A 17,372-nucleotide genomic window follows, 5' to 3' on the forward strand; every position below is an offset into this window, starting at 1 on the left:
TATCGTCACTTTCACTGCTGTAATTTATTCTGTTTGTAATCAACTTTCCCCCTCACACGGGAATTTCAAAAAACTATTGAGGAAAACATGAATAATTCACAAATATCATTGAAAAATAAGTAGATTTATTTGTACATTTGTTTTAAAATAGAAAAGAAGTTTTTTCTTGGGGTTAATTTCTAGGGCAGAAGTATTGTGAAAAATGTATAAGTGAAAAATACGTGCAGCTAAAGGAGTGGGGATATGATATCAAATCAAACATTACAGAGCACGATTGAAGGACTGAAAGCCATTGCACGGGTAGAGTTCTGTATTATGGATACCGAGGGCAAGGAGGTTGCTTCCACAGGAAATATCAGTGTAAATGGAGGTGCCGTAGCTGAGTTTGCCAAGTCACCGGCAGATTCCCAGGAGATCCAGGGGTGTCAGTACTTTAAGATTTATGATGAACAGCAGCTGGAGTATGTCATGGTTACAGCCGGAACCGGTGAGGATGTATATACGATCGGCAAGATGGCGGCATTCCAGGTACAGAATCTGATGGTAGCCTATAAGGAGCGGTTTGACAAGGATAATTTTATCAAAAACCTGCTGCTTGATAATCTGCTTCTGATTGATATTTACAGCAGGGCAAAGAAGCTTCATATTCAGACAGATGTCAACAGAGTGGTCATGATTGTTGAGACGGAGAATGGAAAAGACAGTAACATCCTGGAGATGATGCGTTCCTATTACAGTAATAACAGTGGAGATTTTGTTACGGCAGTTGATGAGAATAATGTTATTATTGTAAAGGATCTTTCAGAAGGCGAAAGCATGAAGGAGATCGAGAAGACGGCGGCAGGCATTGAGAAGTTCCTGCAGAAGGAGCATATGTCAGGAATCCATATTGCGTATGGAACTGTTGTGAAGGAGATCAAGGAAGTAAGCCGTTCCTACAAGGAGGCAAAGATGGCACTGGATGTCGGTAAGATCTTCTTTGATGAAAAGAATGTGATCGCTTACAGTGAGCTGGGAATCGGGCGACTGATCTATCAGCTTCCCATTCCACTTTGCAAGATGTTTATCCGTGAGATCTTCGGTGATAAGAGTCCGGATGATTTTGATGAGGAAACACTTGTTACGATCAATAAGTTTTTTGAAAACAGCCTGAATGTTTCTGAAACGTCAAGACAGCTGTTTATCCACAGAAATACACTGGTATACCGTCTGGATAAGCTGCAGAAGAGAACAGGGCTTGACCTTCGGGTATTTGAGGATGCGATCACATTCCGTATCGCACTGATGGTCGTGAAATATATGAAGTACATGGAAAGTTTTGAGTATTAAGATACAGGTGGTGAAAAAAGTGGCAAGAGAGCAAAGGAGCAGAAGAAGAAAAGGAACTGCAAGTGATGAGATCATCACAATGAATCATGTCAGCAAGGCTTATGCAACAGGTGCTCCCGCACTGAATGGGGTAGATCTTCATATTAAAAAGGGAGAGTTTGTATTTATTGTAGGAGACAGTGGATCAGGAAAATCAACCATGATCAAGCTCCTTCTCCGGGAGCTTGTGCCTACGGAGGGAGAGATCAATGTTATGGGATATGATCTCGTCAGGATCAGGCACCGAAAAATTCCCATGTTCCGCAGGAATCTGGGGATCGTGTTCCAGGATTTCCGTCTTTTAAAGGACAGGAATGTATATGAGAATGTTGCCTTTGCACAGCGAATTATCCAGAAACCGACCAAGGAGATAAAGAGAAATGTACCAAGCATACTGGCAACGGTAGGACTTGCAGGCAAATATAAGGCGAAGCCGAGGCAGCTTTCCGGTGGTGAGCAGCAGAGAGTGGCGATCGCAAGGGCTTTGGTTAACAGGCCGAGCATTCTTCTGGCAGATGAGCCTACCGGAAATCTGGATCCTAAGAACTCATGGGAGATCATGAAGCTGCTGGAGCAGATTAATGAGAACGGTACGACAGTGCTGGTCGTAACCCATAACCGTGAGATCGTTAATGCCATGCAGAAAAGAGTCGTTACAATGAAGAAGGGTGTCATTGTAAGTGATGAAGAGAAGGGTGGTTATATAGACGATGAGGATTAGTACATTTTTTTATACCATCAAACAGGGATTTATTAACATTTTCAGAAATAAATGGTTTTCACTGGCATCTATAGCTACGATCAGTGCCTGCCTGTTTCTGTTTGGTCTTTTTTATTCCATTTTGATGAATGTGCAGAATATTGTGAAGACTGCGCAGGAGGGTGTATCTGTAACGGTTTTCTTTGATGAAGGTATCAGTGATGACCGGATTCAGCAGATCGGGGATGAGATCCAGAAGAGACCTGAGGTTTCCAAGATCAATTTTATCTCAGCAGATGAAGCATGGGACAGCTTTAAGGAGGAATATCTTGGTGAATATGCAGACGGATTTACAGAAAATCCGCTGGAAAATTCTGCAAGCTATGAGATCTATCTGAATGATGTATCCATGCAGCCGGCGCTTGTTTCTTTCCTGGAAGGGCTTGACGGGATTCGTGAGGTAAACCGGTCTGATATCACGGCAGCATCACTGACCGGCATCAATGCGCTGATCGCCTATGCATCCATCGGTATCATAGCGATCCTGTTTGCGGTATCTATTTTCCTGATCAGTAATACTGTTACGATCGGTATTTCAGTTAGAAAAGAAGAAATTTCCATTATGAAATATATCGGTGCTACAGACTTCTTCGTCAGATCTCCCTTCGTCATTGAGGGTATGCTGATCGGAGCAATCGGAGCACTGATCCCCATGGGGATCATCTACAGTGTTTATAATGAAGTGATCGGTTATATCATAGGTAAGTTTTCCAATCTGTCAAAGCTGCTTGCCTTTCTGCCTGTAAATGAAATCTTTGCGAAGCTCCTGCCGGGATCACTGATCATGGGCATAGGAATCGGTTTCCTTGGAAGTATCATTACGGTTAGAAAGCATTTGAGAGTGTGATCATATTCATGAAAAAATGGAAAAAAGGACTCTGCCTTTTGCTGAGTGTTCTGCTGGTAAGTTCAGCCGGAAGCGCAGGCACACTTTCTGCCAGTGCACAGGAGCTGACGAATGACAGCATCAGGCAGAAGGAAGAAGAGATAAAAAAAGCAAAAGAAGAAAAGAACAGCCTTCAAAGCAGTCTGAGTAATGTAAAAGAGATCAAGAAGCAGCTTGAAACCTCCAAGAATAATCTGGCCAATTATATTACGGAGCTGGATGCTAATCTGTCTACGATACAGGCCAAGATAGAAGAACTTAAGGGTCTGATCACAGAGAAGGAAGAGGAAATTGCTGCCAAGGAAAAAGAGCTGGAGGAGGCTGTGGCGGTACAGGAAGCCCAGTATGAGGCAATGAAGGCCCGGATCAAGTTTATGTATGAAAAGGGAGATACGGTATACCTTGAACTTCTTTTTGCGGCAGACAGCTTTGGCGAGGTGTTGAACAAGGCTGAGTATATTGAGATGCTTTCCTCATATGACAGGAAAAAGCTGGATGAATATGTAGCACAGGCTGAGTATGTTTCCCTGTGCAAGGAAAGCCTGGAGGAGGAAAAAAGCGTTCTGGATGAGGCCAGGAGGGTACAGGAAGAAGAAGAGGCTTCCATGAATGCACTGATCTCGGCCAAAGAACAGGAGATCAGTAATGTAACATCTGATATCAAGAATAAAGAGGCTGCCATTGCGGAATATGAGGCTGATATTGCAGAACAGAATCAAACCATTGCGGCATTGGAAAAGGCAGTCGCAGAGGAAAGAGCCAGACTGGCAGAGGAGCAGGGCAGAAGATATGATGGTGGAGTATTCACCTGGCCGGCGCCGTCGTATACGAGGATATCGGATGATTATGGAAACCGTATCCATCCTACTCTTGGTATTCAGAAATTCCATAATGGAATTGATATGGCAGCACCGGGAGGCAGTGCGATCCTGGCCGCATATGATGGTAAAGTAGTTGCTGCTGATTACAACAGCAGTATGGGAAATTATATCATGATCGATCATGGTGACAGCCTGTATACGATTTATATGCATGCATCGGCACTTTATGTTTCCAAGGGGACCGAGGTTTCTAAGGGGCAGAAGATAGCTGCGGTGGGAACTACAGGGCGATCCACAGGCAATCATCTGCATTTCAGCGTGCGGAAGGGTGGAAGCTATGTGAATCCATGGAGTTACCTGAAGGGTTGATAACAGACGGGAGTGTGTGGATTGGAAGAGCAGGAAACAGAACAGACATTACAGGGAGAACAACAGACTGAGCTGCGGAAGGGAGAAAAAGACAGGAGACTGCCACTTTTCTTTGGAGGAATGGCAGCAGGAATTGCTGTATGTGTGCTGGTTGGAGCCGGGGTTTTTGCGGGAAAAAGCATTTATGGATTAGTGAAGACCCAGGGGGGTGCGCAGAGTGAATCCAGTGTTGTGAATGCAGAAACCATACAGAAGATGAGGAGCCTGGAGAGCGTAATCGAAAAATATTACTACGATTACAAGGATGAGCCTACGACAGAGGAGAACCTGCAGACAGGTATCTATAAGGGTATGACAGAGGCGTTGAATGATCCTTATTCTGAGTACTATACCGCAGAGGAGCTGAAAGAGGTTGTGGATGGCAACAATGGTGTTTCCTACGGGATCGGGGCTTATATTACGCTGGACAAGGAGCAGGATATGGCGGTGATCGCCGGTGTCATGGAAGGAACGCCTGCCGAGGAGGCTGGTCTTAAGGAAGGCGATGTGATCTATGAGGTAGATGGGGAAGAAACCAGGGGACTCAGCACCAGCAGGGTTGTTTCCATGGTCAAGGGAAAAGAAGGGACTACCGTTCATCTGACCATTTACCGGGAGGGAGAGGCTGACTTCCTTGAAGTAGATATTGTAAGAAGCAAGCTGATCGAAACAACTACAGTGCGCTATGGCATGGTGGAAGGTGAAGAAGGAATCGGCTATCTGCAGATCACAGAGTTTGATACAGTTACCCTGGATCAGTTTAATGAGGCTATGGCAGAGCTTCGTGCTGATGACATGAAGGGACTGATCCTGGATCTTCGGAGCAATCCGGGCGGAGATCTTTCTGTGGTAGTTGAGATTGCAAGACGTCTTCTGCCGGCAGGACTGATCACTTATACAGAAGTGCCTTCCGGACAGCGGACAGAATATACCTGTGATGGTGAATATGAAATTGACATACCCATGGTGGTACTGATCAATGGGTATTCGGCGAGTGCAGCGGAGATCCTGGCTGGAGCGATCCAGGATCACAATAAGGGAACTGTTGTGGGAACAACCAGTTACGGCAAGGGTATCGTACAGAGGCTGATCACACTGGAGGATGGCAGCGCTGTGAAGCTGACTGTCAGCGGCTGGTTCACACCGAATGGCAATAATATTCAGGGAAGTGGAATCGAGCCGGATGTTGAAGCAGAATATGACACCGATCTGGCAGAAACAGAAGGTCTGGACAGCCAGGTGGAAAAGGGAATCGAAATTCTGAAAGAAAAGATTGGATAAAAATAATATTGTTTTGATTTAGAGCCTGCAGGTTATGGATCTGCAGGCTCTTTTTCTAGAGTTTCATCGGTTTGTATGAATAGATCTCCGATTGGTACATCAAGGAGATTACTCAAAACACAAACAAATGTTCTGATCCTCCTGTACAAATATAATTTACCGTGGTATATTAAAAAGGTAGATTTAAATTAGGAGAAAACATATGGGTCAGTTTAAACTGCATTCAGAATATCAGCCGACCGGAGACCAGCCACAGGCGATCGCAGAGCTTGTGCAGGGATTTCGAGAAGGCAATCAGTTTGAGACGCTGTTAGGTGTTACCGGATCCGGTAAGACTTTTACGATGGCTAATGTGATCGCAGCGCTGAATAAACCTACTTTGATCATTGCACATAATAAGACACTGGCAGCACAGCTTTACGGGGAGTTCAAGGAATTTTTCCCAGAGAATGCAGTGGAATATTTTGTGTCGTATTATGATTATTACCAGCCGGAGGCTTATGTGCCTTCGTCAGATACTTATATTGCCAAGGATTCTTCCATCAATGATGAGATCGATAAGCTGCGTCTGTCCGCAACGGCATCCTTGTCAGAGAGGAAGGACGTGATCGTGATCGCAAGTGTGTCCTGTATTTATGGACTGGGCAGTCCGGAGGATTATCAGGACATGATCGTTTCCCTGCGTCCGGGTATGGTGAAGGACAGGGATGAGGTGATCCGGGAGCTGATCGATATCCAGTATGACAGGAATGATATGGAAGTGAGCAGAGGATGCTTCCGTGTACGTGGAGATGTTCTTGAAATTTTTCCGGCACAGGGTGGAGATTATCTGATCCGGGTGGAATTTTTCGGGGATGAGATCGACAGGATCGTGGAAGCAGATCCACTGACCGGGCAGGTGCATGCTTCTCTGCAGCATATTGCTATTTTCCCGGCATCCCATTATGTCATTCCACAGGAGCGCATCAATACAGCCTGTAAGAATATTGAAGCTGAGCTGGATGAGAGAGTGCGCTTTTTCAAAAGTGAGGATAAGCTGCTGGAAGCCCAGCGTATTTCGGAACGTACTAATTTTGATATAGAGATGCTGCGGGAAACAGGCTTCTGCTCCGGTATTGAGAACTATTCCAGACATCTGTACGGGGCACAGCCGGGAACACCGCCACATACCCTGCTGGATTATTTTGGAAATGATTTTCTGATGATCATAGATGAGTCCCATATGACAGTGCCGCAGATTGGGGCTATGTATAATGGAGACCGGTCAAGGAAGACGACACTGGTAGATTATGGTTTCCGGCTTCCTTCCGCACTGGACAACAGACCTCTCTGCTTTGAAGAGTTTGAACAGCATATCGATCAGCTTCTTTTCGTGTCGGCAACACCTTCAAAATATGAAGAAGAGCATGAGCTGCTCCGTGCGGAGCAGATCATAAGACCTACCGGACTTCTGGATCCGGAGATCGTAGTGAAGCCGGTAGAGGGACAGATCGATGACCTGATCAGTGAGGTACGTAAGGAGACAGATAAGCATAATAAAGTGTTGGTCACCACACTGACCAAGCGTATGGCAGAGGATCTGACCGGCTATATGAAGGAAGCCGGGATCCGGGTGAAATATCTCCATTCGGATATTGATACGCTGGAAAGAGCGGAGATCATCCGGGATATGCGTCTTGATGTATTTGACGTGCTGGTAGGGATCAACCTGCTGAGGGAGGGGCTGGATATTCCGGAGATTTCACTGGTAGCAATCCTGGATGCGGATAAGGAAGGCTTTCTGCGTTCTGAAACATCCCTGATCCAGACAGTAGGCCGTGCTGCCCGTAATGCGGAAGGCCATGTTATCATGTATGCTGACAATATGACAGATTCCATGAAGGCAGCTATTGAGGAGACTGCCAGAAGACGGAAGCTGCAGCAGAAGTATAATGAAGAGCATGGTATCACACCACAGACCATCAAAAAGGCAGTCCGGGATCTGATCAGTATTTCAAAGACAATTGAGAAGGAAGAACTCCGGTTTGAGAAGGATCCGGAATCTATGGGCAGGGAGGAACTGCAGAAGCTGATCGGCAAGGTGGAGAAGCAGATGAAGAAAGCGGCAGCGGATCTTAACTTTGAAGCGGCAGCAGAGCTTAGGGACAAGATGGCAGAGCTGAAGAAAAAGCTCCATGAGCTTGAAGAAGAATAGAGAAGAGAAAGTACAGGTAATAAAATGAGTTTAGCAGATAAGCATATAGAAACACCCAGAATACGCCCGAGAGAATATATTAAGATCAGGGGCGCAAATGAACACAATCTGAAGAATATAGATGTGGATATTCCGAGAAACGAGCTGGTGGTCCTGACAGGACTGTCAGGTTCCGGCAAATCTTCCCTGGCATTTGATACAATCTATGCGGAAGGACAGAGGAGATATATGGAGTCATTGTCTTCCTATGCAAGGCAGTTCCTGGGTCAGATGGAAAAGCCTAATGTGGAGAAAATCGAGGGACTGTCTCCTGCAATTTCCATTGATCAGAAGTCCACAAACAGAAATCCCAGATCTACAGTGGGAACTGTTACAGAGATTTATGATTATTTCAGACTGCTGTATGCAAGGGTAGGCATTCCGCATTGCCCCAAATGCGGCAAGGAGATCCGTAAGCAGAGTGTCGATCAGATGGTAGATCAGGTGATGGAGCTTCCGGAAGGGACAAAGATCCAGCTTCTTGCACCTGTAGTCCGAGGCAAAAAGGGAGAACATGCCAAGGTATTTGAACGGGCGAAAAAAAGTGGTTATGTACGTGTCATGGTTGATGGAAACATGTACGAGCTTTCTGAAGAGATCAAGCTGGATAAGAATATCAAGCATAACATAGAGATCGTAGTAGATAGACTGGTAGTGAAGCCGGGGATCGAGCGGAGACTGACAGATTCTATTGAGAATGTACTGGCACTTACGGAAGGACTTTTTCTGCTGGATGTGATCGGCGGTGAGCAGGTGACCTTCAGTCAGAGCTTTGCCTGTACGGACTGCGGCATAAGCATCAGTGAGATCGAACCGAGAAGCTTTTCCTTTAATAACCCGTTTGGAGCCTGTCCGATCTGCTTTGGACTTGGCTATAAGATGGAATTTGATCCGGAGCTGATGATCCCGGATAGACATTTAAGCCTGAACCAGGGAGCAATCCAGGTGATGGGCTGGCAGTCCAGTACGGATAAGGGAAGCTTTACCAATGCGCTCCTTCGGGCACTTTCAAAGGCTTACGATTTCAGCCTGGATACCCCCTTTGAAGAGCTTCCGGAAAAGATCCGGCATATGCTCATTTATGGTGGCTTCGGGGAAGTCAAGGTACATTATGTCGGACAGAGGGGAGAAGGAACTTATCCTGTCACCTTTGAAGGACTGATCAAAAATGTGGAGCGCCGGTACCGGGAAACGGGATCTGATACCATGAAGCAGGAATATGAAAGCTTTATGCGGATCACGCCCTGTAAGGAATGTGGTGGCATGCGTCTGAAAAAGGAAGCGCTTGCTGTTACTGTATGCGATAAGAATATTTATGAGATCACAGCCATGTCCATTGGTAATCTGCAGCAGTTTCTGACGGATCTAAAGCTCACAAAGCAGCAGATGCTGATCGGCGGCCAGGTGCTTAAGGAGATCCGCGCAAGAGTCGGCTTTCTGATCGATGTGGGACTGAACTATCTGTCTCTTGCCAGGGCAACAGGTACTCTTTCCGGCGGAGAGGCACAGAGAATCCGTCTGGCAACCCAGATCGGATCCGGACTTGTGGGTGTATGCTATATCCTGGATGAGCCAAGTATCGGCCTGCATCAGAGAGATAATGATAAATTGCTGAATACGCTCAAAAACCTCAGGGATCTTGGCAACAGCCTGATCGTTGTAGAGCATGATGAGGATACCATGCTGGCAGCGGATCATATTGTGGATATCGGACCGGGAGCCGGCTCTCATGGTGGAGAAGTAGTAGCACAGGGAACCGCAGAAGAGATCATGCAGATCCCGGATTCTGTTACGGGACAGTATCTCAGCGGCATACTGCAGATTCCGGTTCCAGATACCCGGAAGAAACCGACAGGTTTTCTTAAGATTATAGGAGCTGCAGAAAATAATCTGAAAAATGTGACAGTGGATATCCCCCTTGGTGTGATGACCTGTGTGACCGGTGTTTCAGGTTCGGGTAAAAGTTCTCTTGTCAATGAGATCCTTTATAAGCATCTGGCAAAGAGCCTGAACCGGGCAAGAACGATTCCCGGTAAGCACAAGGAAATTCAGGGCATTGACCAGCTTGATAAGGTGATCAATATTGATCAGTCTCCGATCGGAAGGACACCGAGATCCAACCCGGCTACCTATACCGGAGTATTTGACCAGATCAGAGATCTGTTTGCGGGAACACAGGATGCCAGAGCCAGAGGCTATAAGAAGGGAAGGTTCAGCTTTAATGTTAAGGGAGGCCGATGTGAAGCCTGCGGTGGTGACGGGATCATCAAGATCGAAATGCACTTCCTGCCGGATGTGTATGTACCCTGTGAGGTCTGTGGCGGAAAGCGTTATAACAGGGAGACACTGGATGTTAAATATAAGGGAAAGAGTATTTATGATGTGCTGGAGATGACAGTTGAAGAAGCAGTTCCCTTTTTTGATAGCATTCCTTCCATTAAAAGAAAAATTGAAACATTGAATGATGTGGGACTTTCTTATGTAAAGCTCGGACAGCCGTCTACTACTCTTTCGGGAGGAGAAGCACAGCGGATCAAGCTTGCCACAGAGCTGAGCAGGCAGAGTACCGGCAAGACTATTTATATTTTGGATGAGCCTACTACCGGACTGCATTTTGCAGATGTACACAAGCTGGTGGAGATCCTGCAGAGGCTGGTAGAGAATGGCAATACAGTTGTGGTGATTGAACACAATCTGGATGTGATCAAATGTGCAGATTATATTATTGATATGGGACCGGAAGGCGGAGATGGCGGTGGACAGGTTGTCGCAAAGGGTACACCGGAAGAGGTTGCAGAAAATCCTGATTCCTATACCGGACAATATATTAAAAAAATGTTGGAGAAGTATAAAGAAAACCAGGAAAAATACCGATTAAAATAATAAGCATGGACGCAGGAGTGAAAAACGAACGGATTCGTTTTGCATTGCTGTGTCTTTTTCCATTAAAATTTTATGAAATCCCTTTGAAAATGCAAATCTATGGGTTATAATAATTTCGTAGCGCCTTTTTAAGGTGGAAAGTAGCAGAAAGGGGTATCGTAATATGCAGTATACAGATATCGGAATTGATTTGGGAACAGCCAGCATTCTGGTTTACATCAGAGGAAGAGGCGTTGTATTAAAGGAGCCCTCTGTTGTAGCTTACGATAGAGATACGAATAAGATCAAAGCAATCGGGGAGGATGCCAGACTGATGCTGGGAAGAACACCCGGTAATATTATGGCAGTCCGTCCTTTGAGACAGGGTGTTATTTCTGATTATAGGGTCACTGAGCAGATGATGAAATATTTCATCCAGAAGGCACTGGGTAAGAAGGCTTTCCGTAAGCCGAGAATCGCTGTATGTGTACCAAGTGGCGTCACAGAAGTAGAAAAGAAGGCAGTTGAGGATGCAACGCTGCAGGCGGGAGCCAGAGAGGTTTCTATCATAGAAGAACCTATTGCAGCGGCAATCGGTGCAGGAATAGACATTTCCAAGCCCTGTGGAAATATGATCGTTGATATTGGAGGAGGTACCTCTGACATTGCAGTTATTTCCCTCGGAGGAACAGTTGTCAGTGCTTCTATTAAGATTGCGGGTGATGATTTTGATGAAGCACTTGTCCGCTATATGCGTAAAAAACATAATCTTCTGATCGGTGAACGTACTGCAGAGGATATCAAGATCAAGATCGGAACCGCATTCAAACGTTCCGAGGTGGATTATATGGATGTCCGTGGAAGGAACCTGGTAACAGGACTTCCAAAGACAGTTACCGTTTCTTCTGAAGAAACAGAAGAGGCATTAAGAGAAGCAACAGCACAGATCATCGAAACGATCCACAGCGTTCTGGAGAAAACGCCTCCGGAGCTTGCTGCAGATATTGCTGACAGAGGAATTGTCCTGACAGGAGGCGGAAGTCTTCTGCGCGGGCTGGAGGATCTGATCTGTGAAAAGACAGGTATCAATACCATGACAGCAGAGGATCCCATGACAGCGGTAGCAATCGGTACCGGTAAATATGTGGAATTTCTGGCGGGCTACAGAGACGAGATTTAAAGAGGAAACGTAAATGGTAAAAGGACTCTATACAGCATATTCGGGTATGGTCAATCAGGAGCATCGCATGGATGTCCTGACAAACAACCTTGCCAATGTGAATACCAATGGTTATAAGAAGGAAGGGGCAACCAGCCAGTCCTTTGATGCCGTACTTGCCTATAAGATCAAGGATGCATCGGAAGGATACAATCTGGCGAAAAGAATCGGTATCAATCAGCCGGGAGTTAAGATAGGAGAAGGATATACCGATTTTGAGCAGGGGGCTATCAAGACCACAGGGAACACCTTTGATCTGGCACTGACAGATTCTGGATTCTTTGCTGTAGAGTTTACAGATAAAAGCGGAAATACATCCGTGAAATATACAAGGGATGGTGATTTTACCCTGACCCAGGACGGTGAGCTGGTTACAAGAGATGGAGATCCGGTACTGAATACCAACGGTCAGGCAGTGAAGATCAATCCTAATCTGGATACACAGATCAATGTCAGCGGACAATTGATCCAGAATGGACGTGTTGCAGATACGATCCAGGTGACGGACTTCGCTGACTATAATTATCTGGAGCATTATGGTGAGAATTATTTCCAGCCGATCGAGGGTGCAGAGGAGACAGATCCGAAGGCACAGGTTTATTCCGGCTATCTGGAGACATCCAATGTATCTGCTGTTACTGAGATGGTAAATATGATCAGTGTGCAGAGAGCATATGAATCCAACCAGAAGATCATTACTACAATAGATTCAACGCTGGACATCGCAGCGAATCAGTTAGGTAAGCTGTAAGGAGGACTACAATAAATGGTAAGAAGCTTATGGTCAGCGGCAACGGGAATGAATGCCCAGCAGACAAATGTTGATACAATTGCAAATAACCTTGCTAATGTAAATACTACGGGATATAAGGCGCAGACGGCACAGTTTAAGTCACTGCTTTATCAGACACTTCAGACGGCTACTACGACGGCAAACGGAGATCCGAAGCCTACTACTTCCCAGGTGGGGCTTGGTGTAAGAAATTCTTCTATCAATTCCAGCTTTAACCAGGGAAGCCTTTTAGCATCCAGCAGCGATACAGCCTTTGCCATTGAAGGCGAGGGATTCTTTGCTATTCAGGGAAGCGATGGCAATACCTACTATACAAGAAACGGTGATTTTACCTGGGCAACCAATGGCAACAGAGGAATGATCCTGACCAATCAGGACGGACTTCCGGTTCTGAGCTCTACCGGACGGACGATCACTCTTGGCAGCAATTATATTACCAGCAAGATTACGATCTCACAGGATGGAACGGTCTGTTATCCGGATGCCAATAATAATGCACAGTCTCTGGGCATTAAGATCGGTATGTATCAGTTCAATAATCCTGGTGGACTGCAGAGAACAGGGGACAGCCTTTTTCAGGCAACAGCGGCAAGTGGTGCAGTATTGAATGAAGCAACCAACCGGAATGTAACGCCAAGCCGTATGGTACAGGGATATCTGGAAGGCTCCAATGTGCAGGTGGCTGATGAGATGGTAAATCTGATCGTTGCACAGCGTGCTTATGAGATGAATTCCAAGGCAATTACCACTACAGATGAAATGATGCAGACAGCGAATAATCTGAAACGGTAAGGAAAGTAAGGGCATAAATTATGGATGTTAGCACTATCAGTACATATACAGATTATCTGACAAAGCAGAATACGAAAGCTGACGAGCTGAGGAATACACTGAACAAAACAGATTATTCAGACGCAGATGATGAGAAGCTGTTAGATGCCTGTAAGCAGTTTGAATCTTATCTGCTGGAGCAGGTATTTAAGGAGATGCAGAAAACCGTAGATTGTATCAAATCAGATGATGACAGCGATCCGAACCAGAATCTGGTGGATTATTTCAGAGAGAATACACTGCAGGAGCTGGCAAGTACTTCAACAGAGAAGGAAGGACTTGGGATTGCACAGATGCTTTATGAACAGATGAAGCGAAATTATAATTTATAAAAATGAATCATATGGGGCTGCTGATGTGAGATGGTTGATACCGTCTTGCAAAGGCAGCTTTTTTTACGCAAAGCCGGGCATATATTGACAAAAATGGATAGAACCGGGCAGCGCAGAAAAATAGGGAAGAGGAACAGAAATGGACAAGGTTCATGGATATGTAGACCATATCATATACCAGAACAGGGAAAATGGATATGGAGTACTGAGTGTAATAGAAGAGGAAGAGGAGGTCATATGTGTTGGATTTTTCCGGAATGTAGAGGCGGGAGAAACACTGGATATACAGGGAAATTATGTGGAGCATCCCATGTATGGCATGCAGATGAAGGCAGAAAGCTACCGGGTGGTTCCGCCTGATGATGCGCTTAGTATGGAACGCTATCTGGGTTCTGGAGCCATCAAGGGAATAGGGGAGGCTCTTGCCAAAAGGATAGTGAAAGCCTTTGGAAAGGACACATTCCGAATTATAGAAGAAGAACCGGAGAGACTTTCGGAGATCAAGGGTATCAGTGAAAGAAAGGCTTCGGAGATTGCAGACCAGATGATCGAAAAGAGAGAGCTGCGCCAGGCCTTTGTTTATCTGCAGCAATATGGAATCTCCAATACTCTCGCAGTGAAGATTTATGAAAAATATGGCTCGGCCATGTACGGAGTCATGAAGGAAAATCCGTATAAGCTGGCAGAAGATATCAGTGGAGTGGGATTCAAGATTGCGGACGAGATCGCAGCCAGACTGGGGATCTGTCCGGACTCTGATTATCGGATCCGGAGCGGCATCCTTTATGCACTGATGCAGGCGGCGGCAGAAGGACATACCTATCTGCCGGGGGATCTGCTTGCGGAACGCACGGCGGGGCTTCTTGGCATTGGGAAGGAAGCAATATGGCCGGGAATCAATAATCTGGCTATGGATAAAAAACTGGTGATCAAAACCCTCAAGGAAGAAAAAAGAGTATACGCAGGAGCCTATTACTATGCAGAACTGAAATGCGCACGAATGCTACATGACCTGAATATATCTTTTGGGGATGGGCTGACAGGAAAAGAAGAAAAAAGACTTCTTGGTATTCTGGAGCAGATGGAAGAACAACAGGGGATATTGTTGGATGACCTTCAGAAAAAAGCAGTGATCACCAGTGCCGTTAATGGTATCATGATCCTTTCCGGAGGTCCCGGTACAGGGAAAACGACAACGATCAATACGATCATCAGGCTTTTTGAGGCAGAGGGAATGGATATTCTGCTTGCGGCACCGACAGGACGGGCTGCCAAGCGTATGACAGAAACTACAGGGTTTGAGGCCAGGACGATTCACAGATTACTGGAGATCAATGGCACTGTGGAGGAAGGCAGGGGGGCAGAATTTGAACGGAATGAAGAAAATCCACTGGAAGCAGACGTTATTATTATAGATGAAATGTCCATGGTAGATATCCATCTTTTCAAAGCACTCCTGGAGGCGGTCAGTGTGGGAACCAGGCTGATCATGGTTGGGGATGTGAACCAGCTTCCCAGTGTGGGGCCTGGACAGGTGCTTCATGATCTGATTGAGAGTGACTGCTTCCCGGTGGTTATTCTGCAGAAGATCTTCCGGCAGGCGCAGGAAAGTGATATTGTCCTGAATGCACACAGGATCAATGCCGGGGAAAGGATCAGCTTTGATAATAAGAGCAGGGACTTCTTTCTTCTGGAGAGAACAGAGCCCGGTGTGATCTATAAGCACATGATACAGCTGATCCGGGAGAAGCTGCCAAGGTATGTAGATGCAGATCCATTTGATATACAGGTACTGACACCCATGAGAAAAGGGAGCCTTGGAGTGGAAATCCTGAATGGGATACTGCAGAAATATCTGAATCCGGAAAGCCCTCAGAAAAAAGAATATCAGACCGGGGAACGTCTTTTTCGTGAGGGAGATAAGGTGATGCAGATAAAAAATAACTATCAGATTGCCTGGGAAGTCAGAAGCCGCTATGGAATCCCTGTTGATAAAGGAATGGGGGTATTTAATGGAGATATGGGGATCGTCAGGGACATCAGTGAGCCAGCACAGACCATGACGGTAGAGTATGATGAACATAGACTGGTAGAATATCCTTTTTCCCAGCTGGACGAGATTGAACTGGCTTATGCTATCACCATCCATAAAGCCCAGGGAAGTGAATATCCGGCGGTCATTCTGCCGCTGCTTACGGGCCCAAGGCTTCTTCTTAACAGAAATCTGCTGTATACCGGAGTGACCAGAGCAAGAAAGTGCGTTACCATACTTGGCAGCAGCAGACTGGTGCAGGAGATGATCGACAATGCAAGAGAAAACAGGAGGTATACCAGTCTGAATGATAGAATCAGGGAAATCCAGTGTGAAGAAATGGAAAAGGACTGACGGCAGCGGAAACCGGAGAAATACGGGATGGAAGGAGACGGTAAAATGGCTGACAGAGGCAGCAGCCGATCTTGTTTTTCCGAAAAGATGTGTCCTTTGTGATGAGATCATTCCGTTTGACAGAAGAAAAGAGGGGATATGTGACAGATGCCGGTCAAAGATCCGATATATCAGAGAACCCTTCTGTATGAGGTGCGGAAGGCAGCTTGGGAAAGACCAGGAAGAGTATTGTAAAGACTGCAGCAGCAGGGAACACGTTTTTTTACAGAATGTGACGTTATATGATTATGGAAGTATTGCCGATTCACTGTTCCGGTTCAAGTACAGAGGGCGGCGTGAATATGCAAGGTTCTATGGAGAGGAACTGTACCGGGGATACCGGGAGTGGCTGGCTGTAAGAAAACCGGATGCACTGATCCCTGTGCCATGCCACAGCTCTAGAAGAAGACAGAGAGGATATAATCAGGCAGAGCTTCTGGCAGAAGCTCTTTCTGCGGTGTCGGGAATTCCGGTAAAAAAAGACCTGATCCAAAGAATCCATAAAACTGGGCCGCAGAAAAACCTTACCCTTAGGGAAAGGCAAAATAATTTGAAAAAGGCTTTTAAAATCTGCCAAAATGATGTAAAATTAAGTACGATTGTAATTATAGATGACATATATACCACGGGCAGTACGATGGATGCTATGGCAGAGGAACTTCACCGGAACGGTGTCAGGAAAATATATGGCATGGCGTTAGCATCTGGCCGAGGAGTATAAAGAGGACTACGACTATGAACGATATACGTAATTGCAGAATCTGTGGAAAAATTTTTAACTATGTTATGGGACCGGTAGTATGTCCCAGATGCAAGGAAAAGCTGGAGGAAAAATTTCAGGAAGTAAAGAAATATATCCAGGACAATCATGGGGCAGATATTCCGGAAGTATCTGAGGCGTGTGATGTAGATCCTGCACAGATCCGCCAGTGGATCAGGGAAGACCGGCTGCAGTTTGCTGATGATTCACCGATCATGATCCCTTGTGAAAAATGCGGGAAGATGATCCGTTCAGGACGTTTCTGTGAGCAGTGTAAGGCAGAGATGACCAATACTTTCCGTAATGCATTTACACCGGATGTAAAGCCTGTGAACCAGAAGCCGGAAGGACTTCGCTCAGAAAGAGACAGAATGCGTTATCTGTAGAGATATC

The 17,372-nt window shown here is 45.8% G+C and carries 14 protein-coding genes; all 14 read left to right on the top strand.

Going from position 1 to position 17,372, the window contains the following annotated elements; all coding sequences use genetic code 11:
* Positions 1 to 243 precede the first annotated feature (243 nt).
* On the top strand, positions 244 to 1,329 hold the full coding sequence (locus OCV77_RS13210) for a PucR family transcriptional regulator (RefSeq protein WP_262575479.1): 1,086 nt from the start codon (positions 244 to 246) through the stop codon (positions 1,327 to 1,329).
* 70 nt (positions 1,330 to 1,399) lie between these two features.
* Positions 1,400 to 2,089, top strand: coding sequence for a cell division ATP-binding protein FtsE (gene ftsE / locus OCV77_RS13215; RefSeq protein ID WP_118799026.1), 690 nt, complete (start codon positions 1,400 to 1,402; stop codon positions 2,087 to 2,089).
* Positions 2,079 to 2,975 carry a permease-like cell division protein FtsX gene (gene ftsX / locus OCV77_RS13220; RefSeq protein WP_262575480.1) on the top strand — a complete coding sequence of 299 codons (897 nt, stop codon included), beginning with the start codon at positions 2,079 to 2,081 and terminating at the stop codon, positions 2,973 to 2,975. The genes ftsE and ftsX overlap by 11 nt, the downstream gene beginning before the upstream one ends.
* A gap of 8 nt (positions 2,976 to 2,983) precedes the next feature.
* Positions 2,984 to 4,204 (top strand): murein hydrolase activator EnvC family protein, encoded by a 1,221-nt coding sequence (locus tag OCV77_RS13225; RefSeq protein WP_262575481.1) that lies wholly within the window; start codon positions 2,984 to 2,986, stop codon positions 4,202 to 4,204.
* Positions 4,205 to 4,225: 21 nt separating this feature from the next.
* Positions 4,226 to 5,524 carry a S41 family peptidase gene (locus OCV77_RS13230; RefSeq protein ID WP_262575483.1) on the top strand — a complete coding sequence of 433 codons (1,299 nt, stop codon included), beginning with the start codon at positions 4,226 to 4,228 and terminating at the stop codon, positions 5,522 to 5,524.
* A 202-nt stretch (positions 5,525 to 5,726) separates the two neighbouring features.
* On the top strand, positions 5,727 to 7,718 hold the full coding sequence (uvrB, locus tag OCV77_RS13235) for an excinuclease ABC subunit UvrB (RefSeq protein WP_262575485.1): 1,992 nt from the start codon (positions 5,727 to 5,729) through the stop codon (positions 7,716 to 7,718).
* A 24-nt stretch (positions 7,719 to 7,742) separates the two neighbouring features.
* Positions 7,743 to 10,640 carry an excinuclease ABC subunit UvrA gene (gene uvrA / locus OCV77_RS13240; RefSeq protein ID WP_262575487.1) on the top strand — a complete coding sequence of 966 codons (2,898 nt, stop codon included), beginning with the start codon at positions 7,743 to 7,745 and terminating at the stop codon, positions 10,638 to 10,640.
* A 163-nt stretch (positions 10,641 to 10,803) separates the two neighbouring features.
* On the top strand, positions 10,804 to 11,799 hold the full coding sequence (gene mreB, locus OCV77_RS13245) for a rod shape-determining protein (RefSeq protein ID WP_118798992.1): 996 nt from the start codon (positions 10,804 to 10,806) through the stop codon (positions 11,797 to 11,799).
* Positions 11,800 to 11,812: 13 nt separating this feature from the next.
* Positions 11,813 to 12,589 carry a flagellar basal-body rod protein FlgF gene (flgF, locus tag OCV77_RS13250; protein ID WP_118798991.1) on the top strand — a complete coding sequence of 259 codons (777 nt, stop codon included), beginning with the start codon at positions 11,813 to 11,815 and terminating at the stop codon, positions 12,587 to 12,589.
* Positions 12,590 to 12,604: 15 nt separating this feature from the next.
* Complete coding sequence (locus OCV77_RS13255) at positions 12,605 to 13,423, top strand: flagellar hook-basal body protein (RefSeq protein WP_118798990.1); 819 nt, start codon at positions 12,605 to 12,607, stop codon at positions 13,421 to 13,423.
* A 20-nt stretch (positions 13,424 to 13,443) separates the two neighbouring features.
* The gene (locus tag OCV77_RS13260; protein ID WP_262575488.1) at positions 13,444 to 13,794 is read left to right on the top strand and encodes a rod-binding protein; all 351 of its coding nucleotides are present in this window, start codon (positions 13,444 to 13,446) and stop codon (positions 13,792 to 13,794) included.
* A 139-nt stretch (positions 13,795 to 13,933) separates the two neighbouring features.
* Entirely contained in the window at positions 13,934 to 16,180 is a 2,247-nt protein-coding gene (recD2, locus tag OCV77_RS13265) for an SF1B family DNA helicase RecD2 (protein WP_262575489.1), read from the top strand.
* Complete coding sequence (locus tag OCV77_RS13270) at positions 16,134 to 16,940, top strand: ComF family protein (protein WP_118798987.1); 807 nt, start codon at positions 16,134 to 16,136, stop codon at positions 16,938 to 16,940. The genes recD2 and OCV77_RS13270 overlap by 47 nt, the downstream gene beginning before the upstream one ends.
* Before the next feature lie 14 nt (positions 16,941 to 16,954).
* The gene (locus OCV77_RS13275) at positions 16,955 to 17,365 is read left to right on the top strand and encodes a flagellar protein (protein ID WP_262575491.1); all 411 of its coding nucleotides are present in this window, start codon (positions 16,955 to 16,957) and stop codon (positions 17,363 to 17,365) included.
* The last annotated feature ends 7 nt before the right edge of the window (positions 17,366 to 17,372 follow it).

The organism is Suilimivivens aceti (genome assembly GCF_025567405.1).
GTDB lineage: Bacteria > Bacillota > Clostridia > Lachnospirales > Lachnospiraceae > Suilimivivens > Suilimivivens aceti.